Origin of the sequence: Flavobacterium sp. M31R6 (assembly GCF_013284035.1) — a bacterium.
Lineage (GTDB): Bacteria > Bacteroidota > Bacteroidia > Flavobacteriales > Flavobacteriaceae > Flavobacterium.
Window position 1 is genome coordinate 1,614,282 of sequence record NZ_CP054141.1, and the last position, 21,507, is coordinate 1,635,788.

At 38.1% G+C, this 21,507-nt stretch carries 12 protein-coding genes; 6 read left to right on the top strand and 6 right to left on the bottom strand.

The genetic code is table 11. The annotated features are described in order from the left end of the window. Positions 1-58: 58 nt before the first annotated feature. From HQN62_RS06635 to HQN62_RS06650, 4 genes are all read left to right on the top strand, one after another. The gene (locus tag HQN62_RS06635) at positions 59-583 is read left to right on the top strand and encodes an ORF6N domain-containing protein (RefSeq protein ID WP_173503768.1); all 525 of its coding nucleotides are present in this window, start codon (positions 59-61) and stop codon (positions 581-583) included. A 6-nt stretch (positions 584-589) separates the two neighbouring features. Continuing rightward, on the top strand, positions 590-1,144 hold the full coding sequence (locus HQN62_RS06640; protein WP_173503769.1) for a GNAT family N-acetyltransferase: 555 nt from the start codon (positions 590-592) through the stop codon (positions 1,142-1,144). Between the two features lie 16 nt (positions 1,145-1,160). Further along, a complete protein-coding gene (gene mltG / locus HQN62_RS06645) occupies positions 1,161-2,201 on the top strand; it encodes an endolytic transglycosylase MltG (protein ID WP_173503770.1) in 1,041 nt (346 codons plus the stop codon). A gap of 416 nt (positions 2,202-2,617) precedes the next feature. Next, entirely contained in the window at positions 2,618-3,253 is a 636-nt protein-coding gene (locus tag HQN62_RS06650) for a peptidoglycan-binding protein LysM (protein ID WP_116795899.1), read from the top strand. 77 nt (positions 3,254-3,330) lie between these two features. On the opposite strand, the gene HQN62_RS06655 is transcribed toward HQN62_RS06650, so the two are convergent. From HQN62_RS06655 to udk, 5 genes are all read right to left on the bottom strand, one after another. Next, complete coding sequence (locus HQN62_RS06655) at positions 3,331-3,867, bottom strand: hypothetical protein (protein ID WP_116795898.1); 537 nt, start codon at positions 3,865-3,867, stop codon at positions 3,331-3,333. Between the two features lie 551 nt (positions 3,868-4,418). Next, positions 4,419-6,545: a methylmalonyl-CoA mutase gene (gene scpA / locus HQN62_RS06660; RefSeq protein WP_173503771.1), complete on the bottom strand. Its 2,127-nt coding sequence runs from the start codon at positions 6,543-6,545 to the stop codon at positions 4,419-4,421. A 79-nt stretch (positions 6,546-6,624) separates the two neighbouring features. Beyond that, positions 6,625-7,989 (bottom strand): methylmalonyl-CoA mutase subunit beta, encoded by a 1,365-nt coding sequence (locus tag HQN62_RS06665; protein WP_173503772.1) that lies wholly within the window; start codon positions 7,987-7,989, stop codon positions 6,625-6,627. 34 nt (positions 7,990-8,023) lie between these two features. Further along, positions 8,024-8,347, bottom strand: a complete 324-nt coding sequence (locus tag HQN62_RS06670; protein WP_116795895.1) for an FtsB family cell division protein — start codon at positions 8,345-8,347, stop codon at positions 8,024-8,026. Between the two features lie 124 nt (positions 8,348-8,471). Next, entirely contained in the window at positions 8,472-9,080 is a 609-nt protein-coding gene (udk, locus tag HQN62_RS06675; protein WP_116795894.1) for a uridine kinase, read from the bottom strand. A gap of 344 nt (positions 9,081-9,424) precedes the next feature. Here udk and HQN62_RS06680 point away from each other — a divergent pair, with 344 nt between their 5' ends. Together HQN62_RS06680 and HQN62_RS06685 are read left to right on the top strand one after the other, a co-directional pair. Continuing rightward, a complete protein-coding gene (locus HQN62_RS06680; RefSeq protein WP_116795893.1) occupies positions 9,425-9,787 on the top strand; it encodes a BlaI/MecI/CopY family transcriptional regulator in 363 nt (120 codons plus the stop codon). Continuing rightward, positions 9,784-11,877 carry a M56 family metallopeptidase gene (locus HQN62_RS06685; protein ID WP_173503773.1) on the top strand — a complete coding sequence of 698 codons (2,094 nt, stop codon included), beginning with the start codon at positions 9,784-9,786 and terminating at the stop codon, positions 11,875-11,877. Before HQN62_RS06680 ends, HQN62_RS06685 begins: the two co-directional genes overlap by 4 nt. Positions 11,878-12,034: 157 nt before the next feature. Here the strand turns inward: HQN62_RS06685 and HQN62_RS06690 are convergent, their stop codons facing one another. Then, positions 12,035-20,632, bottom strand: a complete 8,598-nt coding sequence (locus tag HQN62_RS06690) for an Ig-like domain-containing protein (RefSeq protein ID WP_173503774.1) — start codon at positions 20,630-20,632, stop codon at positions 12,035-12,037. Positions 20,633-21,507 lie beyond the last annotated feature (875 nt).

A 21,507-nucleotide genomic window follows, 5' to 3' on the forward strand; every position in this document is an offset into this window, starting at 1 on the left:
AGATATAGCCAGAGTCTAGGTTTTTGGTAGCCAAAAAAACTACAAGTAAATAGATATTATGAACAATGCGATTACCATTCCTGACGATATTATTAGCAGTAAAATTTACTTAATAAGAAATCAGAAAGTAATGTTGGATAAAGATTTAGCAGAACTTTATGTTGTTGAAACCAAACAACTAAAAAGACAAGTTCGTAGGAATATGGAACGATTTCCTGAAGATTTTATGTTTGAACTTAACCAACAAGAGTTCGATAACTTGAGGGGTCAATTTGGCACCTCAAATTGGGGAGGTACAAGATATTTACCAATGGCATTTACAGAGCAAGGAGTTGCAATGTTGTCAAGCGTACTTAATAGTCCTACGGCAATTAAAGTGAACATACAAATTATTAGGGTTTTTACCAGAATAAGAGAAATGCTTACTGATAGTTTGAGTATGAAACTAGAAATAGAGGAGATTAAAAAGAAACTTTCTAATCATTCTAAAAATATTGAATTAGTTTTTAATTATCTTGATGAGCTTATTGATAAAAAGGAAAATAATGAGCCAAGAAAAAAAATTGGATATAAAAACGATTAATTCTAAATGAAAACATTAAAAGGAGATAATATTTATATCCGAGCACTTGAACCCAATGATTTGGAGTTTATTTATTGTATAGAAAATGATCAAAGCATTTGGGAAGTGAGCAACACGCATACGCCTTACAGTCGGTTTTTGGTGAAGCAGTATTTGGAAAATGCGCATCAGGATATTTATGAAGCGAAGCAATTGCGATTGGCAATTTGTCAAGATGAAGATTTTCCGGCTTTGGGACTGATTGATTTGTTTGATTTTGATCCTAAGAACAATAGGGCAGGTGTTGGGATTGTGATTCAGGAATCAGCCAATAGGAATAAGAATATTGGCTCGGAAGCATTGGACTTATTGATTCAGTATGCTTTTTATAATCTTAACTTACATCAATTATATGCAAATATTGGATGTGAAAATAAAGCTAGTATTGCTCTTTTTACTAAATTTGGTTTCCAAAAAATAGGCGTAAAGAAAGATTGGACTTTGGTAAATGGAGTTTACAAAGACGAAGCAATTTTTCAGTTAATTAATAATCACACGAGCGACAGCGAACTGGCGCAGTAATTTAAATTTTTTTATTTTGAATCTAAAAAAAATAGTATCATTAGTATCTGTTGCATTAATATCAATATTAATCGTTTATGGTTTTGTTTTAATGTATCAAATTTTTAGTGGTAACACAAAATTTGCAGATAAAGAGTTGTATGTATACGTACCAACAGGATCCGATTATGAGCATGTAAAACATATTTTGGAGCCTTATGTCAAAGATATAAGCCGTTTTGAAATGGTAGCTGGAAAAACGAGCTATCCAGAAAATGTAAAGGCAGGTCGTTTTTTGCTAAAGAATGGTATGAATAGCTACGAGTTGGTCAAAGCGATGAAATTTAATGATCCCGTAAGTTTGGCTTTTAATAATCAAGAGCGTCTTGAAAATTTTGCGGGTAGAGTTGGTTCCCAAATCGAGCCGGATAGTCTTGAGTTATTGAATACGTTTAGAGATTCAATTTTTTTGAAAGAAAACGGATTTACGGAAGAGAATGTTCTAGTAATGTTTATTCCAAATACCTATGATATTTACTGGAATACTTCGGCAGAGAAGTTTCGTGACAAAATGATTAAGGAATACAATAAATTTTGGAACAAAGAACGTACTGCAAAAGCTGCTGCACAAGGTTTGACTCCAATTCAAGCAACTATCCTAGCTTCGATAGTACATAAAGAATCAGTTAAGAAAGATGAAAGACCAAGAATTGCGGGTGTTTATTTGAATAGATTAAGGCTAGAAATGCCATTGCAGGCCGATCCGACTGTAATTTTTGCAATGAAAAAGAAATCAAACGATTTTAATCAAGTAATCAAAAGAGTGTTCTACAATGATTTGATTATGAAATCACCTTATAATACATACGTGAATATCGGACTTCCTCCTGGACCAATCGCAATGCCCGACATTACGGCTCTTGAAGCGGTTTTAAACCCTGAAAAGAATAATTATATCTATTTCTGTGCGAGTGTAGATCGTTTTGGATACCATGAATTTGCAGCTACTTTGGCTGAACATAATGTTAATGCCAAAAAATATTCAGATTGGATTAATAGCCAAGGAGTGCAGCGTTAGATAGATATTCGTATTATAAAAAAAGCTTCAAAATTGTTAGAACAGTTTTGAAGCTTTTTTTATCTATTGAATTTGCTCAGAACTGAATTTATTAATTAACAATTCTTATATTTTTATTTCAAACGTTATCGTAAAATAAAGATTTTGTAATCATTTCAGTGTTATTTTGCTTTTCCTAGACGTTTTTTCTTTTTTTAAACAAGAATAAGCTTATGTTTTAATACTGAATAAGTTATGTTTTTTCAATTATTTCAATTTATTTTCAAAACTCGAACGCCCGCACAATTAGTAACTTAAGGAGTGAAAAATTAAAAAGTTGATAAGTTTAAAGCCTTGATTTTCAGCTTTATTTTTAAAGTCGTATCTTTGAGCATAGAAATTTCATAACGGGACAGCGTTTTGAAGAAAACCCAAATATGATAAAAAAATGGTATTTTTACACAAGTTTGATTGTTGTAGTAGCTTTTTTAAGCTTAGGTTTTAAACCCTCCAAATTAGAATCTACCCCATGGTTTCTAATTAACGAAACAGATGATACATCCTACTTACTACCATCATTAAATGTGAGCGATTATACCAATTCTGAGATTCCCTATACTGGAACCTTTTTTATTGGATATAAAGAAGCAATCGGCTTCAAAGAATCACAAGGAAAATACAGAAAAATTAATTCTCTCGGCTATTTAGGAAAATACCAATTTGGTATTGAAACTTTAAAAACTATTGGGGTTCACAATTGCGACGCATTCTTGAACAGCCCCAGAATGCAAGAAAAAGCTTTTATTGCCCTTTTGTCAAAAAACAAATGGGAACTAAGAAGAGTCATTGAAAGGTATGATGGAACTGTTTTGAATGGAATCCGAATTACTGAATCAGGAATTTTGGCAGCGGCACATCTTGCTGGTGTGGGATCTGTTAAAAAATATTTCAGATATAAAGGGAAGCGTTTTATTAAAGACGTTTATGGAACTTCATTAAGAAGCTATCTGAGAAAATTTGGAGGTTACGATACTTCCTTTATTGTTGCTGACAGTACTGCAAGAGTGATTTAAATTGTATTGAACCTTGAATTTTATTTATTAAGAGGCGGTTTGGAAATGATTTTCCAAACCGCCTCTTAATTTTTTTGTTAGCTTTTATCGATAATTTCACCTTTCGGATTTACTTTTAATTTAATTACTTCGTTGTCTTTTTTGAGTTTTAAATTATATTCTTTTTTTGTAACATCTCCATTTTCTTGTGTATAGAGATATTTGTCATTTACAATTTGCCAACCCGGATATGCTTTGTAAATTGAATAAATGACAGGGGTAGGTAGTTGTGTATCGGTGTATTTTTCGACAACACTGGTAAGTTTTCCGTTGGAATCATAAGTGGCGGTCAAGATTCCATTTTGTCCTTCAAGAATAACAAGAAAATTATCAAAGCCTTCGTAGTCTTTTCCTAAATTATAGGCAATGAACTCTTTTTGAAGTTGTTTGACACCTGGATCTGGATTTTTGTCTGGTAAATAATAGGAGAAATCTTTACCAGCATTTTTAATAACAATCTCTGGTAGATCTACTGTGCTCATATTTCCTTCGTCATTACCTTCTCCTATCTTATTTTGAGAGTATGAGGTAATATGCATTCCTAAAACTAATGCAATAATTAAAACTGCTTTCATAATATTCTATTTTAAATTAATATTATATTTTGAAATTTTATTTTTAAAATAAATGGTAAGGCTTATTCATTTTCTTCCCCTTTTTGTTATATTATTTATTCTAAAAACTATTATAAAATTAGGTTAATTTTAATGCACGTATTGTTAACGCCTTGCTTAAAGGATGTTAATTTAAAAAGCCTTTTTTATTAAGATTGAGAGTCCTAAAATTTTAATTATTAAGCAAGTACCTCCCAATTTTAAATTTTAAGATGAATTAAGGTATTATAAATTAAAAAATAAATAATTCTTTGGTGAATAATCTATTTCTGGAGATTGGATTTTTGCTTGTAAAAAAGAAAAATATCTAACGAAAAAAGAAGAAGACAACTTTTTTGGGTAAAACTAAAGAGGCTGAATGCATGTGCCTATTTTGCTTTGCAAAGAATAAACAGAGGTTTTTAAATGTAGTTATTCAGCACTTTAACTATTGGTTAAAGTACTGAATAACTATAAAAGAAAAGAAGTATAAATTTAATGATGACAATAAATTCTTTAAACGAAAGTATTTATTAATCAATTAAAATTTCTAAAATTTGGATGGCTGCATCGCTTATTTTTGTTCCAGGTCCAAAAACGGCCACAGCTCCGGCATCAAATAAAAATTGGTAATCCTGTGTTGGGATAACACCTCCTACAACCACCATAATGTCTTCTCTACCGTATTTTTTAAGTTCTTCAATTACTTGGGGAACCAATGTTTTATGACCAGCCGCGAGTGAGGACACACCTAGGATATGCACATCGTTTTCTACAGCTTGTTTGGCTGCTTCGGCTGGGGTTTGAAATAGTGGGCCTATATCCACGTCAAAACCCACATCAGCATAACCAGTGGCAACTACTTTAGCACCACGGTCGTGACCATCCTGTCCCATTTTGGCAATCATAATTCTTGGTCGACGTCCTTCCTGTTTGGCAAAAAGATCTGCCAGTTGTTTTGCTTTTTCAAAGCTTTTGTCGTCTTTCATTTCTTTGCTATACACTCCGCTAAAAGATTTAATTTGTGCTTTATATCTTCCGAAAACAGTTTCCAATGCATCGCTAATTTCGCCCAATGTACAACGATTTCTTGCTGCTTCAACTGCAAATTCAAGTAAGTTTCCTTCTCCAGTTTCGGCACAAAGCTTCAATTTTTGAAGAGATGCCTGTACTTTATCAGCATCTCTGGTTGCTTTAATTCTGTCTAATTGTTCGAGTTGTTGTTGTCTAACCATTTGATTGTCGACATCCAAAATCTGTAATGGATCTTCTTTTTCCAAACGGTATTTGTTGACCCCAACAATGATGTCTTGACTACTGTCGATACGGGCTTGCTTACGGGCAGCGGCTTCCTCAATTCGAATCTTAGGGATTCCGGTTTCAATAGCTTTGGTCATTCCTCCCAATTCTTCCACTTCTTCGATGAGTTTCCAAGCTTTCTCTGCAATTTCTTTGGTCAGGCTTTCTACATAATAGCTACCAGCCCATGGATCTACAGTTTTGGTTATTTTGGTTTCTTCCTGTAAATAGATTTGGGTATTCCGTGCAATTCGAGCTGAAAAATCAGTTGGCAAAGCAATCGCTTCGTCCAGTGCATTAGTGTGTAAAGACTGTGTTCCTCCAAAAGCTGCCGCGGTTGCTTCGATACAAGTGCGCGCCACATTATTAAAAGGATCTTGTTCCGTTAAACTCCAACCTGATGTTTGGCAGTGAGTTCTCAGTGCCAATGATTTATCGTCAGTTGGGTTGAATTGTTTAATCAATTTGGCCCAAATCATTCTTCCTGCTCTCATTTTGGCAATTTCCATAAAATGGTTCATCCCGATTGCCCAGAAAAAAGAGAGGCGAGGAGCAAAATCATCAATTTTCATTCCCGTAGCCAATCCTGTTCTGATATATTCCAATCCATCGGCCAATGTGTAAGCTAATTCGATATCAGCCGTTGCTCCAGCTTCTTGCATATGGTATCCCGAGATGGAAATAGAATTGAATTTTGGCATTTTGTTGCTGGTGAATTCAAATATGTCGGCTATGATTTTCATTGATGGAGTAGGCGGGTAGATATAGGTATTACGCACCATAAATTCTTTCAGGATGTCATTTTGAATAGTTCCCGAAAGTTGTTCCGGTTTTACACCTTGTTCTTCGGCCGCAACAATATAAAAAGCCATAATTGGTAAAACGGCACCGTTCATGGTCATTGAAACTGACATTTCGTCAAGAGGAATTTGATCGAATAATACTTTCATATCTTCAACAGAATCTATAGCAACTCCCGCTTTTCCGACATCGCCTACAACTCGTTCGTGATCCGAATCGTAGCCTCTGTGAGTGGGTAAATCAAAAGCGATTGAAAGTCCTTTTTGACCTGCAGCCAGATTTCGTCTGTAAAAAGCATTACTTTCTTCAGCTGTTGAAAATCCAGCATATTGACGTATCGTCCAAGGCCTGCGTACGTACATGGTGGCATAAGGACCACGCAAGTTGGGTGCAAAGCCTGCTCCAAAATCAAGATGCTCAATAGATTCTATATCTTTTTCAGCATACGTTTTGTGAAGTTCAATTCCTTCTGCAGTTAGGAAGTTCTCAGACTGTGGACTGCGGTCTGCAGACTGGAAATCTTCTTTAAGCTTTATATGTTGTAAATCTTTTCTTTTCATTTTTTTAGCCTTTAATCACTTTAGTTACTTGACCAAATTGATTTTTAGTTTCTATTGAAGACTGAATATTGTAACTTGATTACTCTTCTAAAAGTCGTTCCTGCTCTAATTTTTCCGCCAATCTTTTTTCTATTATTGGAGTAATCAAAGTTTTTCTGGGTTTGATTTTTACAAAAGGAAACAATTCTAAATCATGTTTCATTTTGTCATTCTTGTTGGGATATTTATTGGTTCCCAAAAGTGTTTCTTTTCCGGAATCAAACAAGCTTTGTTCGGCATCTGCACTTTCCTGTATTTTTCTTTTGATAACACCTTCATTCAGTTGTTTTAGAAAACCTCCATTGGCTTCAATATCTTTGAATAATGCTAATGCTTTTTCTGCCAATTGATTGGTTAGGCTTTCAATATAATAACTTCCATCTGCAGGATTGTCCACTTTGTCAAAATAACTTTCCTCTTTTAGAATCAATAATTGGTTTCTGGCAATTCTATCTCCAAATTCATTGTCTTTATGATATAAAGCATCATACGGCAAATTAGCGATTGCATTTGCTCCACCAAGAATAGCACTCATACATTCAGTTGTGGTACGAAGCATATTTACATTGTAATCGTAGATAGTTTTGTTGCGCTTTGTTGGGGTAACCAGTACATGACAATCCAGGTTGTGATTGTATTCTTTGGCTATGGTTTTGAAAAGGATTCTAAAAGCACGAAGTTTTGCGATTTCGAAAAAATAATTAGATCCAACTGAAATCTGAAAAACAATAGGTTGATTTATGTCTTGAATTCGGTTAAAATACTCATTGGCTTGAGCCAAGCTGTAAGCGATTTGCTGTACCATAGTGGCGCCAGCATTTTGATATAATCCTCCGTTGATACTTATGATCGAAAGCGATGCCGTTTCATTGGCAAGTATATTTAAAGTGTCAAAATTGTTTTTTTCTGGGGTATTGTACCAATTCCCGTCTTTGGCTAATTGTCCGATTGGATCTAAGAGGCAATAGACTGTTGCTTTTTTTTCTTTTGCAATAGCGTTAATCTTTTTAACGAAATCGATTGAAATAAAATTGAAATGAAAGTACAAGACAATTTTTTCTAAAGGAAGTTTTTCCAATAGTTTTGCAATATTTACGGTTTCTTCCGGAATGGTAAAACGCAGACTTTCGGCACCACGATTGATGGAGTCCAACGCTTTTTCGATTGATTTTTCTAAATCAAAGACATAGTTATTTTGGCAAATTCTAAATTGCGAAGCTTTTGTGGAAACAGTATACTTTTTGGCAATATCTTCTTTATCGTAAAATGGTTTTACTTTGATATCCTCGGGAGAATTCCAGATTACGGTTTCGTTATAATCGGCTCCTTTGAGTTCAAATTGAATTTTTTGTTTCCAAAGTTTTGCAGAAACAGGGCTGAAATCGTCGAATAAATTCTTGGCCATTTTTAATTGTAGTTAGATTTGAAATACGATAGGATTATTTTTTTTTGACAGTATCACCATCAAACTCGATGATATAAATATCTTCACTATCTTTTTTCATATAGTATTTTTCCCGAGCATATTTTTCAATTTGCAACGGATTTTTTAGCTGTTTGATGTTTTCTTCATCCTTTTTTATTTCACCCTGATAATAAGTAGCATTGTCTTCTAACTCATTAATTTGTTTGTCCAGAAAGCGATGTTCAAAATAGGAGTAATTATCCAAAAAAACCATCCATGTTAAAAATGATAACGAGACCCAAACGTACTTGTTACTTAGGAATTTAAACCAAGATTTGTCTTTAAATGGGTTTTTCATTGGGAATATTTTTTAATCCAAATTTAATAGGAAACGACTATTTGTTTTATAACTCTTTAATTTACAATATACAAAATGCAACAAAGAATAGTTGTGAATTAAACACGATAAAATTACAACAAAATTATAAAATACGTTGATTAATTACGGCGCGAACTACATCGATGGCCACAGTATTGAATTTGTCGTTGGGAATTATAATGTCGGCATAGGCTTTTGAAGGTTCAATAAATTGCTCATGCATTGGTTTTAGGGTACTTTGATAGCGGTTCAGAACTTCATGCATGTCTCTTCCACGTTCGGCAATATCTCTTTTCATACGACGAATTAAGCGTTCATCTGAATCGGCATGAACAAATATTTTGATGTCAAAAAGATTTCTTAATTCGGGATTTGTCAGGATTAAGATGCCTTCCACAATCATTACTTTTCTTGGATGCGTAACAACGATGTCGTCGGTTCTATTGTGTTGCACAAAAGAATAGACAGGTTGATTAATGGTATTTCCAGCTTTTAATTCTTTGAGGTGCGCTACCAACAATTCGAAATCAATAGCTCTTGGATGATCAAAATTGATATGGGAACGGTCTTCGTAACTCAGGTCGTGCGTTTGTTTGTAGTACGAGTCTTGAGCAATAATCCCAACTTCAGCTTCGGGTAATTCATTCATGATTTGATGTACCACGGTTGTTTTTCCTGATCCTGTTCCCCCTGCGATTCCTATTATGAGCATAAAATAGATTTATTGTGTTTTAAGGTGCAAAAATAGGATTTATATTTTTATAAATAGAATCGATTTGTTCTAGAATGTATTAGTATAAAGAGAAAAAAAGATGTTAATCTATATGTTTATGCTATTGGGGTTTGTAGTGTTTCTCAAATTAGTATTGTTATGTTATAGAACCTAAATAGTTATTTAAAGTGTTGTTAATCAATTGGTTTTAAAGGATGTATTGAAGTTATTTTTAATCTTTAATCGTGCGAATTTTATATTATTACTAATTGATTAGTTAAAATACTAACAAATTAGTTTGTCTACTAATTAATTAGTAGTATCTTGCGCTAAAATATTTAACTATGATAAAATTAGCTAAGCGAGAAGAACAGATAATGCAAGTATTTTGGGATTTAAACAAAGCCTTTATTAGGGACATAATTCCATTGCTGCCAGATCCAAAACCGCATTATAACAGTGTGGCAACAATAGTGAAGATACTGGAGGAGAAAGGGTTTCTAAATCATGAAACAGCCGGAAATATGCATAGTTTTTTTCCAGTTATCAGCAGAGAAGAATACCAACAATTTGCGCTGAAGGATATTGTTAGTCAGTACTTTGATAACTCTTATCCTCGAATGCTTGCTTTTTTTGCCAAAGAGCAAAAGCTTACTGAAAATGAATTGGATGAAATAGTGAACATCATTAAAAAAGATAAAATATGATACCTTATATTTTGTATACAGCCCTTATTCTTTCTGCCTGTCTTATGTTTTATAAGCTGCTTCTGCAAAAAGAAACTTTCTTTCAATTGAACAGGCTTGTGTTGCTAAGCTGTATGATTTTGGCTTTTATTTTGCCATTGCTTCCGGTTCCTCAGCAACTGTCGTTAAGGAAAGATGTTATTGTAAAACATATTCCTTTGGCAGAAACGGCTGTTATCAAAAATCAGGCTGTCCAGCTAAAAGCAGTTCCAGTACAGGAAGTGTATGTTGAACAAGCTAAACAGACATTTGATGTTGACTTGTTGTTCCATTGGCTAGTTTATTTGTATTGGTTTGGCGTATTAATCTTTGCGCTTAACTTTTTGATGCAGGCTTGCGTGCTGTTGTATAGAGCGTATTCCTTATCGGCAATTCAGGATGGAAAATTCCGAATTGTGGAAATTACTGGCGACAAAGCTCCTTGTTCATTTGCTAACAATATTTTCATCAACCCAGAGAAATACGAGTGGGAAACGTATACTCAGATTTTACAGCATGAAAAAATTCATATTGAGCAAAAACATACTGTTGACCTTTTACTTGCAGAAGTAGTTCTTATTTTTCAATGGTTCAATCCTTTTGCATGGCAATGGCGAAAAGCATTGGAAAGCAATCTTGAATTTTTGACTGATGATAAAATGCTGCAACAGGACACTGTTGAAAAAGAGAGTTATCAGTTTAGCCTGCTTAAGGTAGCGGCACCCCATTTTCCATTGAGTCTTACAACTAATTATAATCAATCATTAATCAAAAAACGAATCATTATGATGAATTCAAAAAAATCAAGCGTTCACACAACATGGAAATATTTTTTCCTGTTACCTTTATTAGTCTTGTTTGTCTGCCTTTTTAATCAACCGGTAGCGCAAGGCCAAACTTTAAATTTGAATGAAGAATCCAAAGAACCAAATGAGCATTCAAACATTCAAAATGGAATGGATACAGAGGGAAGCTGGTTTGCAGTTATCAAAGGCAATACAGTAAGTATTCAGTTTAAAAACGATGAGAGCAATAATTCATCAACTACTTTTCAGTTGAGTGAATTGAAAGGGCTGACAAAGGACATGAAAGGCGAGTTCACAATAACGCGCGAAGCGGGAATCATGAATTTTGAAGGAAAATTTGAAGGAAACAATGGAATGGGAACGTATAAATTTGTTGCCAGCAAAAATTTTAGCAAAGAAATGGCTGAAGAAGGAGTTACAATTACGGATGAAAGCGACCTTATGGTTTTCTTTATGGTAAATGTGAAAACTTCGTATGTAAAAATGCTGAAGAAAAACGGATACAAGGATATTGATAAAGATCAATTGATTCCTTTGGTAGCTTTAGATGTAAATGAGGAGTATGTTACTTCTATTAAGCAGGCTGGTATTCCTGATTTTGATTTGGATGATTTAATTCCTTTTAAATCAATGGGGATAGACAAAGCTTATATCGATGAGATACGCCAAGCTGGTTATAAAAATATTACTGCGGATAATATTATTGCATTAAAATCTCAAGGCGTTAATGGCAAATTTATTGCGGATTTTCATAACTCGACTAGCAGTAAAGACGATGATGAATCTGGGGACAATATTATTGCTTTTAAGTCTTTAAATATCGATAAGAAATTTATTGATTCTTTTAAAGAATTGGGATATAACGATCTTTCTAACGATGATCTTATGGCTTTAAAATCCTTAAATATTACTCCAGCATATATCAATGAGTTTGAAAAGATAGGCTATAAAAATCTGAAACCGGATGATTTGTTTGCTTTGAAATCTTTAAATATTACTCCAAAGTATATAAGTGAATTTGAAAAGATAGGTTATAAAAATCTGAAACCGGATGACTTGTTTGCTTTAAAATCACAGAACATAACTCCAGATTTGATAAATGAATACAAAAATCTAGGATTTAGTGATTTAGATGTTGATAATGTTATTGCAGCAAAATCGATGGGAGTTTCTCCTGCCTTTATTAAAACCATGAAAGAAAAGGGACATAATTTTAAAACCCTTGAAAAATATATTGAATTGAAAGCGGTTGTTGGTGTCAATTAAAAGGGCAAACAACTAATTCAGTACAAAAAAAATAATCTAGCTGTAAGACTGAAAAGCCCAAACCGAAAGGAATGGGCTTTTCGTTTTATTGTCATGTCCTACAATAGTTGTCCTAAAGTGATAACTTAAATATAAGCAACTTTATTCTAACCACTATTTAATAAATAATTTTGTCGGTAACAATTTTACCATTTTTCAAACGGATTTGCACCATTAAAAATTGATTGGTAGAACTAAAGTCAGGAACATTAAATTCATTACTATTAATGTTATCCTTTTCATAAAGTTTTCTTCTGCTCAAATCATAAATGGTAACATTTTCAATAGTTTGGTCAAAAGAATTGATTTTTATATGATGGTTTTTAACAGAGACAAGTACTTTTTTATTTATTTCATCCAAAATATTTGCATAATCACTTATTTTAATTGAACTATCTATATATCTCAATACAAAACGATCATCAAATGTTCCTATAGCTGTAGAAAAACTATAATCTCCATTTTTAAGATTAACAATAGTACCAGTCAATTTGTCCTCTAAAAATATTGGCAGACTTGCTAAAACGCCATCTGTTTGCTCAATATTTATCGAAAAAGTTCCTTCTATTGTCGTTTTAAAACCTAAAGGCACTTGATCCATTACATCAAAAGGCAATGCACGTCCTTGAATTGAAAGTTTCTTGCTTTCGTTAATACTATAAAAATCAACATATTTATTAGCGTTCAAAGTCTGACCATCAAAAAGTCTATCTAGTCCATTGGTAGCATTAGTAACATAGCCCAGCAACAATTGCTTGAAGGCACCATCTGTATTTGATAGATTGAGCCAAACTCTATGTTTTTTCAATGCGCTACTTGTTTTTGGTTTTGGTCCTTTAAAAAATTGGGAATTATTTAGTATTGTGCCTCCAGGGCCTACTCGCATCGTATTTTCAAAAGTAACCGTACCTGCAGCGTTTGACGTGGCGAAAAATGCTTGTCCAGCTGCAATTTTCCCTGTTGGGATAGAATTGTTGACACCTGTATTTGCAGCTGCCGTTCCAGTACCACCCACCGCATTATAAGAAGCATAATCATTACCATTGTATTTTAAATTGGTAACAGGTGTATTATGTGTCCAAAAACGGATAGTTCCATCTAATGCTGGATTTGCTCCTAAAAATTCATCAGCATCTAAGGCAGAGGGGTATGGGTTTCCTAAAAGATAGCTCAATCCAGAACCAGCTATAGAGACAGAGATAGTACCATTGTTTGGCACGCCAATAAAGCTTGCGGTATGAACGGCTGGAGTCGCATTTGCCTGTGGACCACGAATAATGTAACCAGTCCCTTTTTCCATTACTGTTCCAGTAGCTTCTACTTTCCATTTTCCCCCAACAGCATCCCAAGAAAGATATTTATCGAATAATGTGGTAGGCGAAACATTCAATAATGTTTGAGGATAGACAGGAGACGACCAATAGGTGTAGTCAAATTTACCAACCGGAGTAGTATTTCTTTTATAAGTTATATTTCCTGTATTGACGACATTATTGGTTTGTATTAAGCTTGAATTGTTTTCAAATATTAGTGATCCACTTCCTAAAACATCTATTCCATTTTCGAGTACTAAAGAAAATCCGGGATTAACAGTTACCGTTACTCCAGTATCCACTTCACAGGAGCAGGCTTGTATGTCTCCTGAAAATGTATAATTGCTTGCGAAAATTGCTTTTTTGAGTACATCAGGAACTCCATTAGACCACGATCCGGAATAAGTAGTTACAGCCGCTGCATTTAAAACAACTGTTGTTGCTAAAGTTTCGCAACCATTAGTGTTTTTTACTCTTACGTTATAAGTTCCAGCAGCCAGTAAATCTTTTACGTTCGAAGATTGATAAGTGGCACCGTCATCAAAACTATACTGGTCTGATGGGTCGACAACTGATTCATTAATGGTTATTTGTCCAGTTGCTGTTACACAATTTGGTTGCACTAGAGCAGTAGTGAAAGCAGTAGGACTTGCTCCGGTTGTTATTGTAAGAGTAGTAGAATTAGCGCTAGTTCCGCAACTGTTTTCTGCTCGAACCCTTATATAGAAAGTTAATCCTGAAGCCAATCCTGTTACGTTTTCTGTTACCACACCACTACCAAGCAATAAATTATTATAGGCAGGAATAATGTCTGTAAAGATATTATCTCTAGCTACGTCTATACGATAACCTGTTACATTAGGTATTGTTGTCCAATTTGCCGTAACATCATTACAGTTAACTGTTCCGGCTGTAAGTGTCGGAACGGCAGGTGTGGGCAATTGTGCCGCATTGCTGAACGAAGCCGAAGCGACAGAGGTACAGCCTCCGCTGCTGGCCGTAACGGTATAGGAAGTTCCCAAGGTCATTCCGCTGATTGCTCCTCCTGCTCCTGCGCTCGGACCTGCCGGTGTGAAGGTATAAGTATTACCCGCATTGTAATTGCTGATAGTGCTGGTTCCGTCTGCAGAACAGCTTGCCGCCGTGGTGCTTAATGTCGGAACTGCAGGTGTCGGCAACTGTGCCGCATTGCTGAACGAAGCCGAAGCGACAGAGGTACAGCCTCCGTTGCTGGCTGTAACGGTATAGGAAGTGCCAAGTGTCATACCGCTGATTGCTCCTCCTGCTCCTGCGCTCGGACCTGCTGGGGTGAAAGTATAGGTGTTACCCGCGTTGTAGTTACTTATGGTGCTGGTTCCGTCTGCAGAACAGCTTGCCGCCGTGTTGCTTAATGTCGGAACGGCAGGTGTCGGCAACTGTGCCACATTGCTGAACGAAGACGAAGCGGCAGAGGTACAGCCTCCGCTGCTGGCCGTAACGGTATAGGAAGTTCCAAGTGTCATTCCACTGATTGCTCCACCTGCTCCTGCACTCGGACCTGCCGGTGTGAACGTATAGGTGTTACCTGCGTTGTAATTGCTGATGGTGCTGGTTCCGTCTGCAGAACAGCTTGCCACTGTGCTGCTGAGTGTCGGAACTGCAGGGGTTGGCAATTGAGCCGCATTGCTGAACGAAGCCGAAGCGACAGAGGTACAGCCTCCGCTGCTGGCCGTAACGGTATAGGAAGTTCCAAGTGTCATACTGCTGATAGCACCTCCGGCTCCTGCGCTCGGACCTGCCGGTGTGAAAGTATAGGTGTTACCCGCGTTGTAATTGCTGATGGTGCTGGTTCCGTCTGCAGAACAGCTAGCCGCTGTGCTGGTCAAGGTCGGAACTGCAGGTGTGGGCAATTGAGCCGCATTGCTGAACGAAGCCGAAGCGGCAGAGGTACAGCCTCCGCTACTGGCCGTAACGGTATAGGAAGTTCCAAGTGTCATACCGCTGATTGCTCCACCTGCTCCTGCGCTCGGACCTGCCGGGGTGAACGCATAAGTATTACCCGCATTGTAGTTGCTTATGGTGCTGGTTCCGTCTGCAGAACAGCTTGTCGCCGTGCTGCTGAGTGTCGGAACTGCAGGTGTTGGCAATTGAGCCGCATTGCTGAACGATGCCGATGCTGCTGAAGTACATCCACCGCTGCTGGCCGTAACGGTATAGGAAGTTCCAAGTGTCATTCCGCTGATTGCTCCTCCTGCTCCTGCGCTCGGACCTGCCGGTGTGAACGTATAGGTGTTACCTGCGTTGTAATTGCTGATGGTGCTGGTTCCGTCTGCAGAACAGCTTGCCACTGTGCTGCTGAGTGTCGGAACTGCAGGTGTTGGCAATTGAGCCGCATTGCTGAACGAAGCCGAAGCGACAGAGGTACAGCCTCCGCTGCTGGCCGTAACGGTATAGGAAGTTCCAAGTGTCATACTGCTGATTGCTCCACCTGCTCCTGCGCTCGGACCTGCCGGGGTGAAGGTATAGGTGTTGCCCGCATTGTAATTGCTGATGGTGCTGGTTCCATTCGCTGAACAGCTTGCTGCTGTGCTACTGAGTGTCGGAACTGCAGGTGTTGGCAGCTGTGCCGCATTACTGAATGAAGCCGAAGCTGCAGAGGTACAACCTCCACTAGTGGCTGTAACGGTATAGGAAGTGCCAAATGTCATTCCGCTTATTGCTCCACCTGCTCCTGCGCTCGGACCTGCCGGTGTGAAGGTATAGGTGTTGCCCGCGCTGTAGTTGCTGATGGTGCTGGTTCCGTCTGCAGAACAGCTAGTTGCCGTACTGCTCAATGTAGGAATAGCAGGAGGTATCGGTTGTGCATTAATAACTACATTGGCGGATGTTGGAGAAATACATCCTGCGGCATTGGTTACAGTAAAATTATAGGTTGTTCCTGCTGTCAATCCTGATAGGGTTGTCGTTGTTCCTGTGCCAGTTGTTCCTCCAGGGTTTATTGTCCAAGTACCCGATGCCGGTAGTCCACTTAATGCTACGCTACCAGTGGCTAAAGCACAGGTGGGTTGCGTAATGGTTCCTACAATTGGAGCTGTAGGTATTGCTGGTTGTGCATTTACCGTTAAGCTTACTGCATTTGAAGTACATACCGTAACAGTATTGTTAATGGTTACCGAATAAGTTCCGGGACTCAAGTTTGCGAATGTAGCTGTCCCTTGTGTTACAGCTGCCACTACTGGAGACGTTCCTGTTACTGTATAAGTAAGATTAGGATTAGGCGCAGGCGCACTTACGACTATAGTTCCTGTTGCTAGGCTACAACTAGGTTGTACTGTCACACTGGCCGTAGGTGTTGGCGGAATTGCTGGTACGGCGTTTATGGTTAGGCTTATTGCAGTTGAAGTACATCCTGAGGTAGTATTGGTAGTTGTTAACGAATATATTCCCGGACTCAAGTTTGCGAATGTTGCCCCCGCTTGCGTAACTGCTGCCACTGCTGGAGATGTTCCTGTTAAGGTATAAGTTACATTTGCTGCAGGTGCTGGGACAGTTACCACTATTGTTCCTTTTGGAGTGGGACAGGTAGGCTGTGCCGTTACACTGGCGGTAGGTGCTGCAGGTGTTACTGGTTGTGCATTAATAACGACATTGGCAGATGCTGCCGAAGGCGAAGCACATCCTGCCTGTGTTACTGTAAAATTATATGTGCCAGCAGCTAGTCCAGTGATTGTAGTGGTTGCTCCGCTTAAAGATGGGTAAGTTGCACCAGAAGTACCAGTTCTTGTAATAGTATAGGTGCCAGGTGTAGGTAAACCACTTAGCACCACACTACCCGTGGCTACTCCACAAGTGGGTTGTGTGATGGTTCCAACTGTTGGAGCAGGGAGAGATCCAACTAAGACCGTAATGGTATTGCTGACCGCACTACAACCACCTCCTGCAGATCCATAAATAGCATAGCGGCGGAAGTATGTTGTTACATTAATATTTGGTGAGTCATAAGTAGCTGCAGTTGCACCAGCAATATTAGTGAATGTGACATTGTCTGTTGAAGATTGCCATATATAAGAAAAGTTGTACCCACTTATTGGGGTTGCAACCGTTGGAGCAGCTGTCTGGGTAAATGCAGCAGGATTAAAGGGAGCTGTACAGGAACTTTGGTCTGTGGCAATTGAACCTGGAGTTAGAGTAGGGTTTCCATTTACGGTTAATGTAATGACATCACTGGTGCCAGGGCATCCATTAACGGTGAGTATTAATCGGAAATAATAAGTACCCGGCGTGCTCTCAAAAATGGTGTAAGCAGGGTCAAAGAGATATTGTGGTGTAGTACTTGTAGGGCCAGGGGCATTTACCCACGTTGCTTGATTATCGTAGCTTACCTGCCATTGTCCAGTTGCTGTAGGCCCAAATGTAGTAGCATTTACTCCAGCGGGATTCCCCGAATGGACATCAATATCATTTTCGGCTGCAGCTATATGTCCACAAGCAGCTATGCTATACGTTTTGTCATTCACCTGTTCAGTAAACTCAACAGTAACAACAGGTGTTGGGGTTACTGTTATTGCTGCCGTTGCTGTGCGAGTAAGACTGCTACAGCCTGCGGGGGTACGAGCTTCCGCATAATAAGTGGTTGTGCCTCCAGGGGGCGTAATAGATAAATTAACCCCACTATTACTGTTTCCAATAGTGGAGCCTAGTGTAGCTACCGTGTACCAATATATAGTATTACCAGCAGAAGTGGCATTCAAATTAATATTTCCAGAACCGCATATTGTAACTGTAGCGTTAGGAGTAACTGCAGTGGGAGCAGTGGGAGTGGTATTTACCGTTAAAGTAACGGCATTAGAAGTAACTGGGCAGGTAGCGCTATTAAGCACCACATCAAAAGTGGCACCATTATCACCTATAGGTGGATTGGTAATCGTTAACGTTGCCGTAGTAACCCCACTATAAGGAGCTACATTAGACAAAGGAGTGCCATTTTTTCTCCATTGATAAGTGGTCACCCCTGTTGCGCCTATAGTAATAGTTACTGTTCCTGTTCCGGCACAAGCAGCAGCAGGAGTTGCAGGTTGTGTAGTAATAGCAGGAAGAACATTTGATGTTACCGACGCAGTGGCAGTTCGGGTGGGACTGACACAACCATTACTGTTGTGGGCTTCTGCATAATAAACCGTGGCTGTTGGCGCGGATACCAGAAAATTTGCGCCACTTGTAGAGGATCCAAGAGAAGAACCACCGGAAGCAACAGTATACCAATCAATCGTATTACCAGCTGAAACGGTAGCAGTTAAGGGGGTTTTTCCGTCCGAAGTACAAACTACCACTGGACTATTTGGTGTAACTCCTGTAGGTGGTGAAGGAGAGGCGTTTACTGTTAAGGTTGCATTGTTCGAGACAAGTCCGCATGTTGAACCATTTAGCATAACAGTATAAGTTCCGCCGTCTGTTATAGCAGGGTTGGTTATGGTTAAAGTTGCAGTATTAACTCCGCTAAAGGTCGCATTATTAGTTAAGTCCACACCATTTAGTCTCCATTGCCAGCTAGTGGCTGTAGAGGTTATGCTGATGGATCTTGTTCCGGTTCCAGCACAAATAGCGGCAGGGGAAGCAGGCTGAACACTAATAGTAGGAGGTGCACTTGCTGTTACTGTACCTGTTGCTGTTCGGGCAGTGCTAAAACATCCAGCTGCTGTACGTGCATCAGCATAATAGGTTGTAGTGGCACTGCTTGGTGGTGCTATAAGAAAATTTACGGCGCTTGCGGAAGATCCAACATTACCTCCACCAGTGGGTACAGTGAACCAATAAATTGTATTCCCAGTAGATGTGGCGTTTAAATTGATGCTTGTACCGTTGCAAATATTTGTAGGAGTATTAGGAGTAACTAGGGTAGCAGCAGTTGCGGACGGATTTACAGTCAAAACTACTGCATTAGAGGTTATCGTACATCCTTGTGCATTTGTTATAACCACATCAAAAGAGGCACCGTTTTCAGAGAAAGCTGGATTGGTTATTGTCATGGTTGCTGTGGTAACATTTGTATATGGAGCTCCATTTGTCAAATTTGTTCCGTTTTTTCTCCATTGATAAGATGTGGCTCCAGTAGCAGTAACACTGATGTTTTTTGTTCCGGTTCCGGCACATGTAGCAGTAGGTGTAGCAGGTTGTGTAGTAATTGCTGGTAACGCATTTACCGTTAAAGCAACTGCATTAGAAGTAACAAAGCAACCTTGAGCATCTGTTATAACGACATCAAAAGAGGCACCGTTTTCAGATATAGCCGGATTGGTTATGGACATGGACGCTGTGGTTACATTTGAATATGGCGCTGTATTAGTCAAATTAGTTCCATTTTTTCTCCATTGATAGGTTAAGGATGTTCCAGTTGCGGTAACACCGATAGTTCTTGTTCCGCTTCCGGTACAAACAGCTGCTGGTGCAACGGGTTGAGCAGTAATAACCGGAAGAGCAGTTACTGTAATCAAACCAGTCGCTGTTCTTGTAGTGCTGACACATCCCGGAGATGATTCCGCTTCAGCGTAATAAGTAGTATCTCCCGCAGGTGATACTGGAAAATTAATGCCACTTGCAGACGATCCGATTGAAGTGCCTCCTGTAGGTACTGTATACCAATTGATAGTGTTTCCTGAAGAAGTTGCATTCAAATTAGTGCTTTTTCCAAAACAGATAGATATGCCACTTGATGGAGTGACAGGAGAGGGCGCAGTCAGTGCAGCAGGTGTGTTGTATGTTATTGTAATCTGACCTGAACCTCCATTTCCTCCGTTAGAAGGACCTGCTCCAGCCAGTAACAATCCACCACCACCACCACCGCCTGGTGCTGTTCCGTTATCTCCGTTTGATTCTATAGTTACAGCGAGTCCTCCATTTCCTCCATTGGCGCTATTCCCTCCAGCTTCACCAGCTGTCGCTGATCCTATAGTTCCATTACCACCAGAAGTATTTGTAGTTCCCCCAGAAGCAGTTCCCCCAAGTCCAGCTGTACCATTGTCTTGAAATCCTCCTATACCACCGTTAGCGGTTAAAGCAAGAATAGTGGTCGAACTTCCGTCCCCACCATTTCCTGAACCTCCTACTCCTCCTTGACCAACAGTGTAATTTATAATTTGACCAGGAGTTACCGCTACGATATAAGTACTATATCCGCCGCCACCACCGCCAGAACCGCCACTGGGGATTATTGTAGCCGCACCACCAGCGCCTCCACCTCCCCAAGCCTCCACGGTAAGGGAAGTAACGCCACAGGGGACTGTCCAAGTAGCTGAACCAGGAGTCGTAAGATTTACAGTAGTTTGAGCAAAAACGGAATTCCCAAACGTAAAAAGAATTAAAACAGGCCAAAATAAAATGACTGTTTTCGATACATATTGTTCCAAGTTTAGATAGAATTTTTTCATGCTACACCTTTTTATGATTGTTTGGTTAAATTAAAAAACAGGAGTTGAGCACCTTTTTTTAATTGAAGGTTGTAGGTCTGAAAAGAAGATTTTGGGTAAGGGTCAATTATACAAAAATCAATATTTTTTAGTAGTTAAAATACTGTTTTTTACTGTATTAAAATAACATATAAATATACAAAGACAATAATCAAAAAATAAATTAAGTCGTTGAAATTCAGTTTTATCCGTTGTTGTGATACTTTTTTTTAACTTCTTTTTTTTGATAGATGTTTTTTTGGGTTAAATCTTTGTTATTATTTTTGAACCCTATTTTTTATTAAAATAACAGCTTATATTTTTTTAATGATCATGTGGGGTAATATTATTTGGTTGTAATTAGAGTACTAACTATAGTGGTTGATTTTATAGCAAAAATGACTATAAAATAATCTAGTCCTATTTTGTCTTCTCGATTGCAGTCGAGAAGTGCTACCATTTCTTCACATTCAAAATTGTGATGCGGTCATAGACGTTTTTGCCATTCTAAAAACCCGCTGACTTTTCATGCTCACGAAGGTGGCACCCCTGCATTCCGTATTGCATAGGATTCGGTTTGTTGAGTTACTTGCGGAGATTGTTTTGTTTGTTCGATTTTGCTCGTGTGTCGTAAGCTTTAATTTTTTTAAGGAGTTATAAAGTGCAGATCAGATTTCTTTGAATCTCTTGTGTTAAATATAATTTTGCGAATTTAGGACTATACTTTAATTTTTAAGTGCTTTAAAATCAATAGTGTAGGAAAATTTTGAATCAAGAAAAATTAAAAAAACAGTTTTTATCTCATTTAAATTTTAACAAAGTGTAGTTTGTGGTTTTTTTTAACACTTATGTCGAAA

Coding starts and splice junctions, on each gene's coding strand:
- HQN62_RS06690 (WP_173503774.1), bottom strand. CDS start 20,632: ATGAAAAAATTCTATCTAAACTTGGAACAATATGTATCGAAAACAGTC.
- HQN62_RS06650 (WP_116795899.1), top strand. CDS start 2,618: ATGATAAAAAAATGGTATTTTTACACAAGTTTGATTGTTGTAGTAGCT.
- HQN62_RS06635 (WP_173503768.1), top strand. CDS start 59: ATGAACAATGCGATTACCATTCCTGACGATATTATTAGCAGTAAAATT.
- HQN62_RS06640 (WP_173503769.1), top strand. CDS start 590: ATGAAAACATTAAAAGGAGATAATATTTATATCCGAGCACTTGAACCC.
- udk (WP_116795894.1), bottom strand. CDS start 9,080: ATGCTCATAATAGGAATCGCAGGGGGAACAGGATCAGGAAAAACAACC.
- HQN62_RS06655 (WP_116795898.1), bottom strand. CDS start 3,867: ATGAAAGCAGTTTTAATTATTGCATTAGTTTTAGGAATGCATATTACC.
- HQN62_RS06680 (WP_116795893.1), top strand. CDS start 9,425: ATGATAAAATTAGCTAAGCGAGAAGAACAGATAATGCAAGTATTTTGG.
- HQN62_RS06685 (WP_173503773.1), top strand. CDS start 9,784: ATGATACCTTATATTTTGTATACAGCCCTTATTCTTTCTGCCTGTCTT.
- HQN62_RS06670 (WP_116795895.1), bottom strand. CDS start 8,347: ATGAAAAACCCATTTAAAGACAAATCTTGGTTTAAATTCCTAAGTAAC.
- scpA (WP_173503771.1), bottom strand. CDS start 6,545: ATGAAAAGAAAAGATTTACAACATATAAAGCTTAAAGAAGATTTCCAG.
- HQN62_RS06665 (WP_173503772.1), bottom strand. CDS start 7,989: ATGGCCAAGAATTTATTCGACGATTTCAGCCCTGTTTCTGCAAAACTT.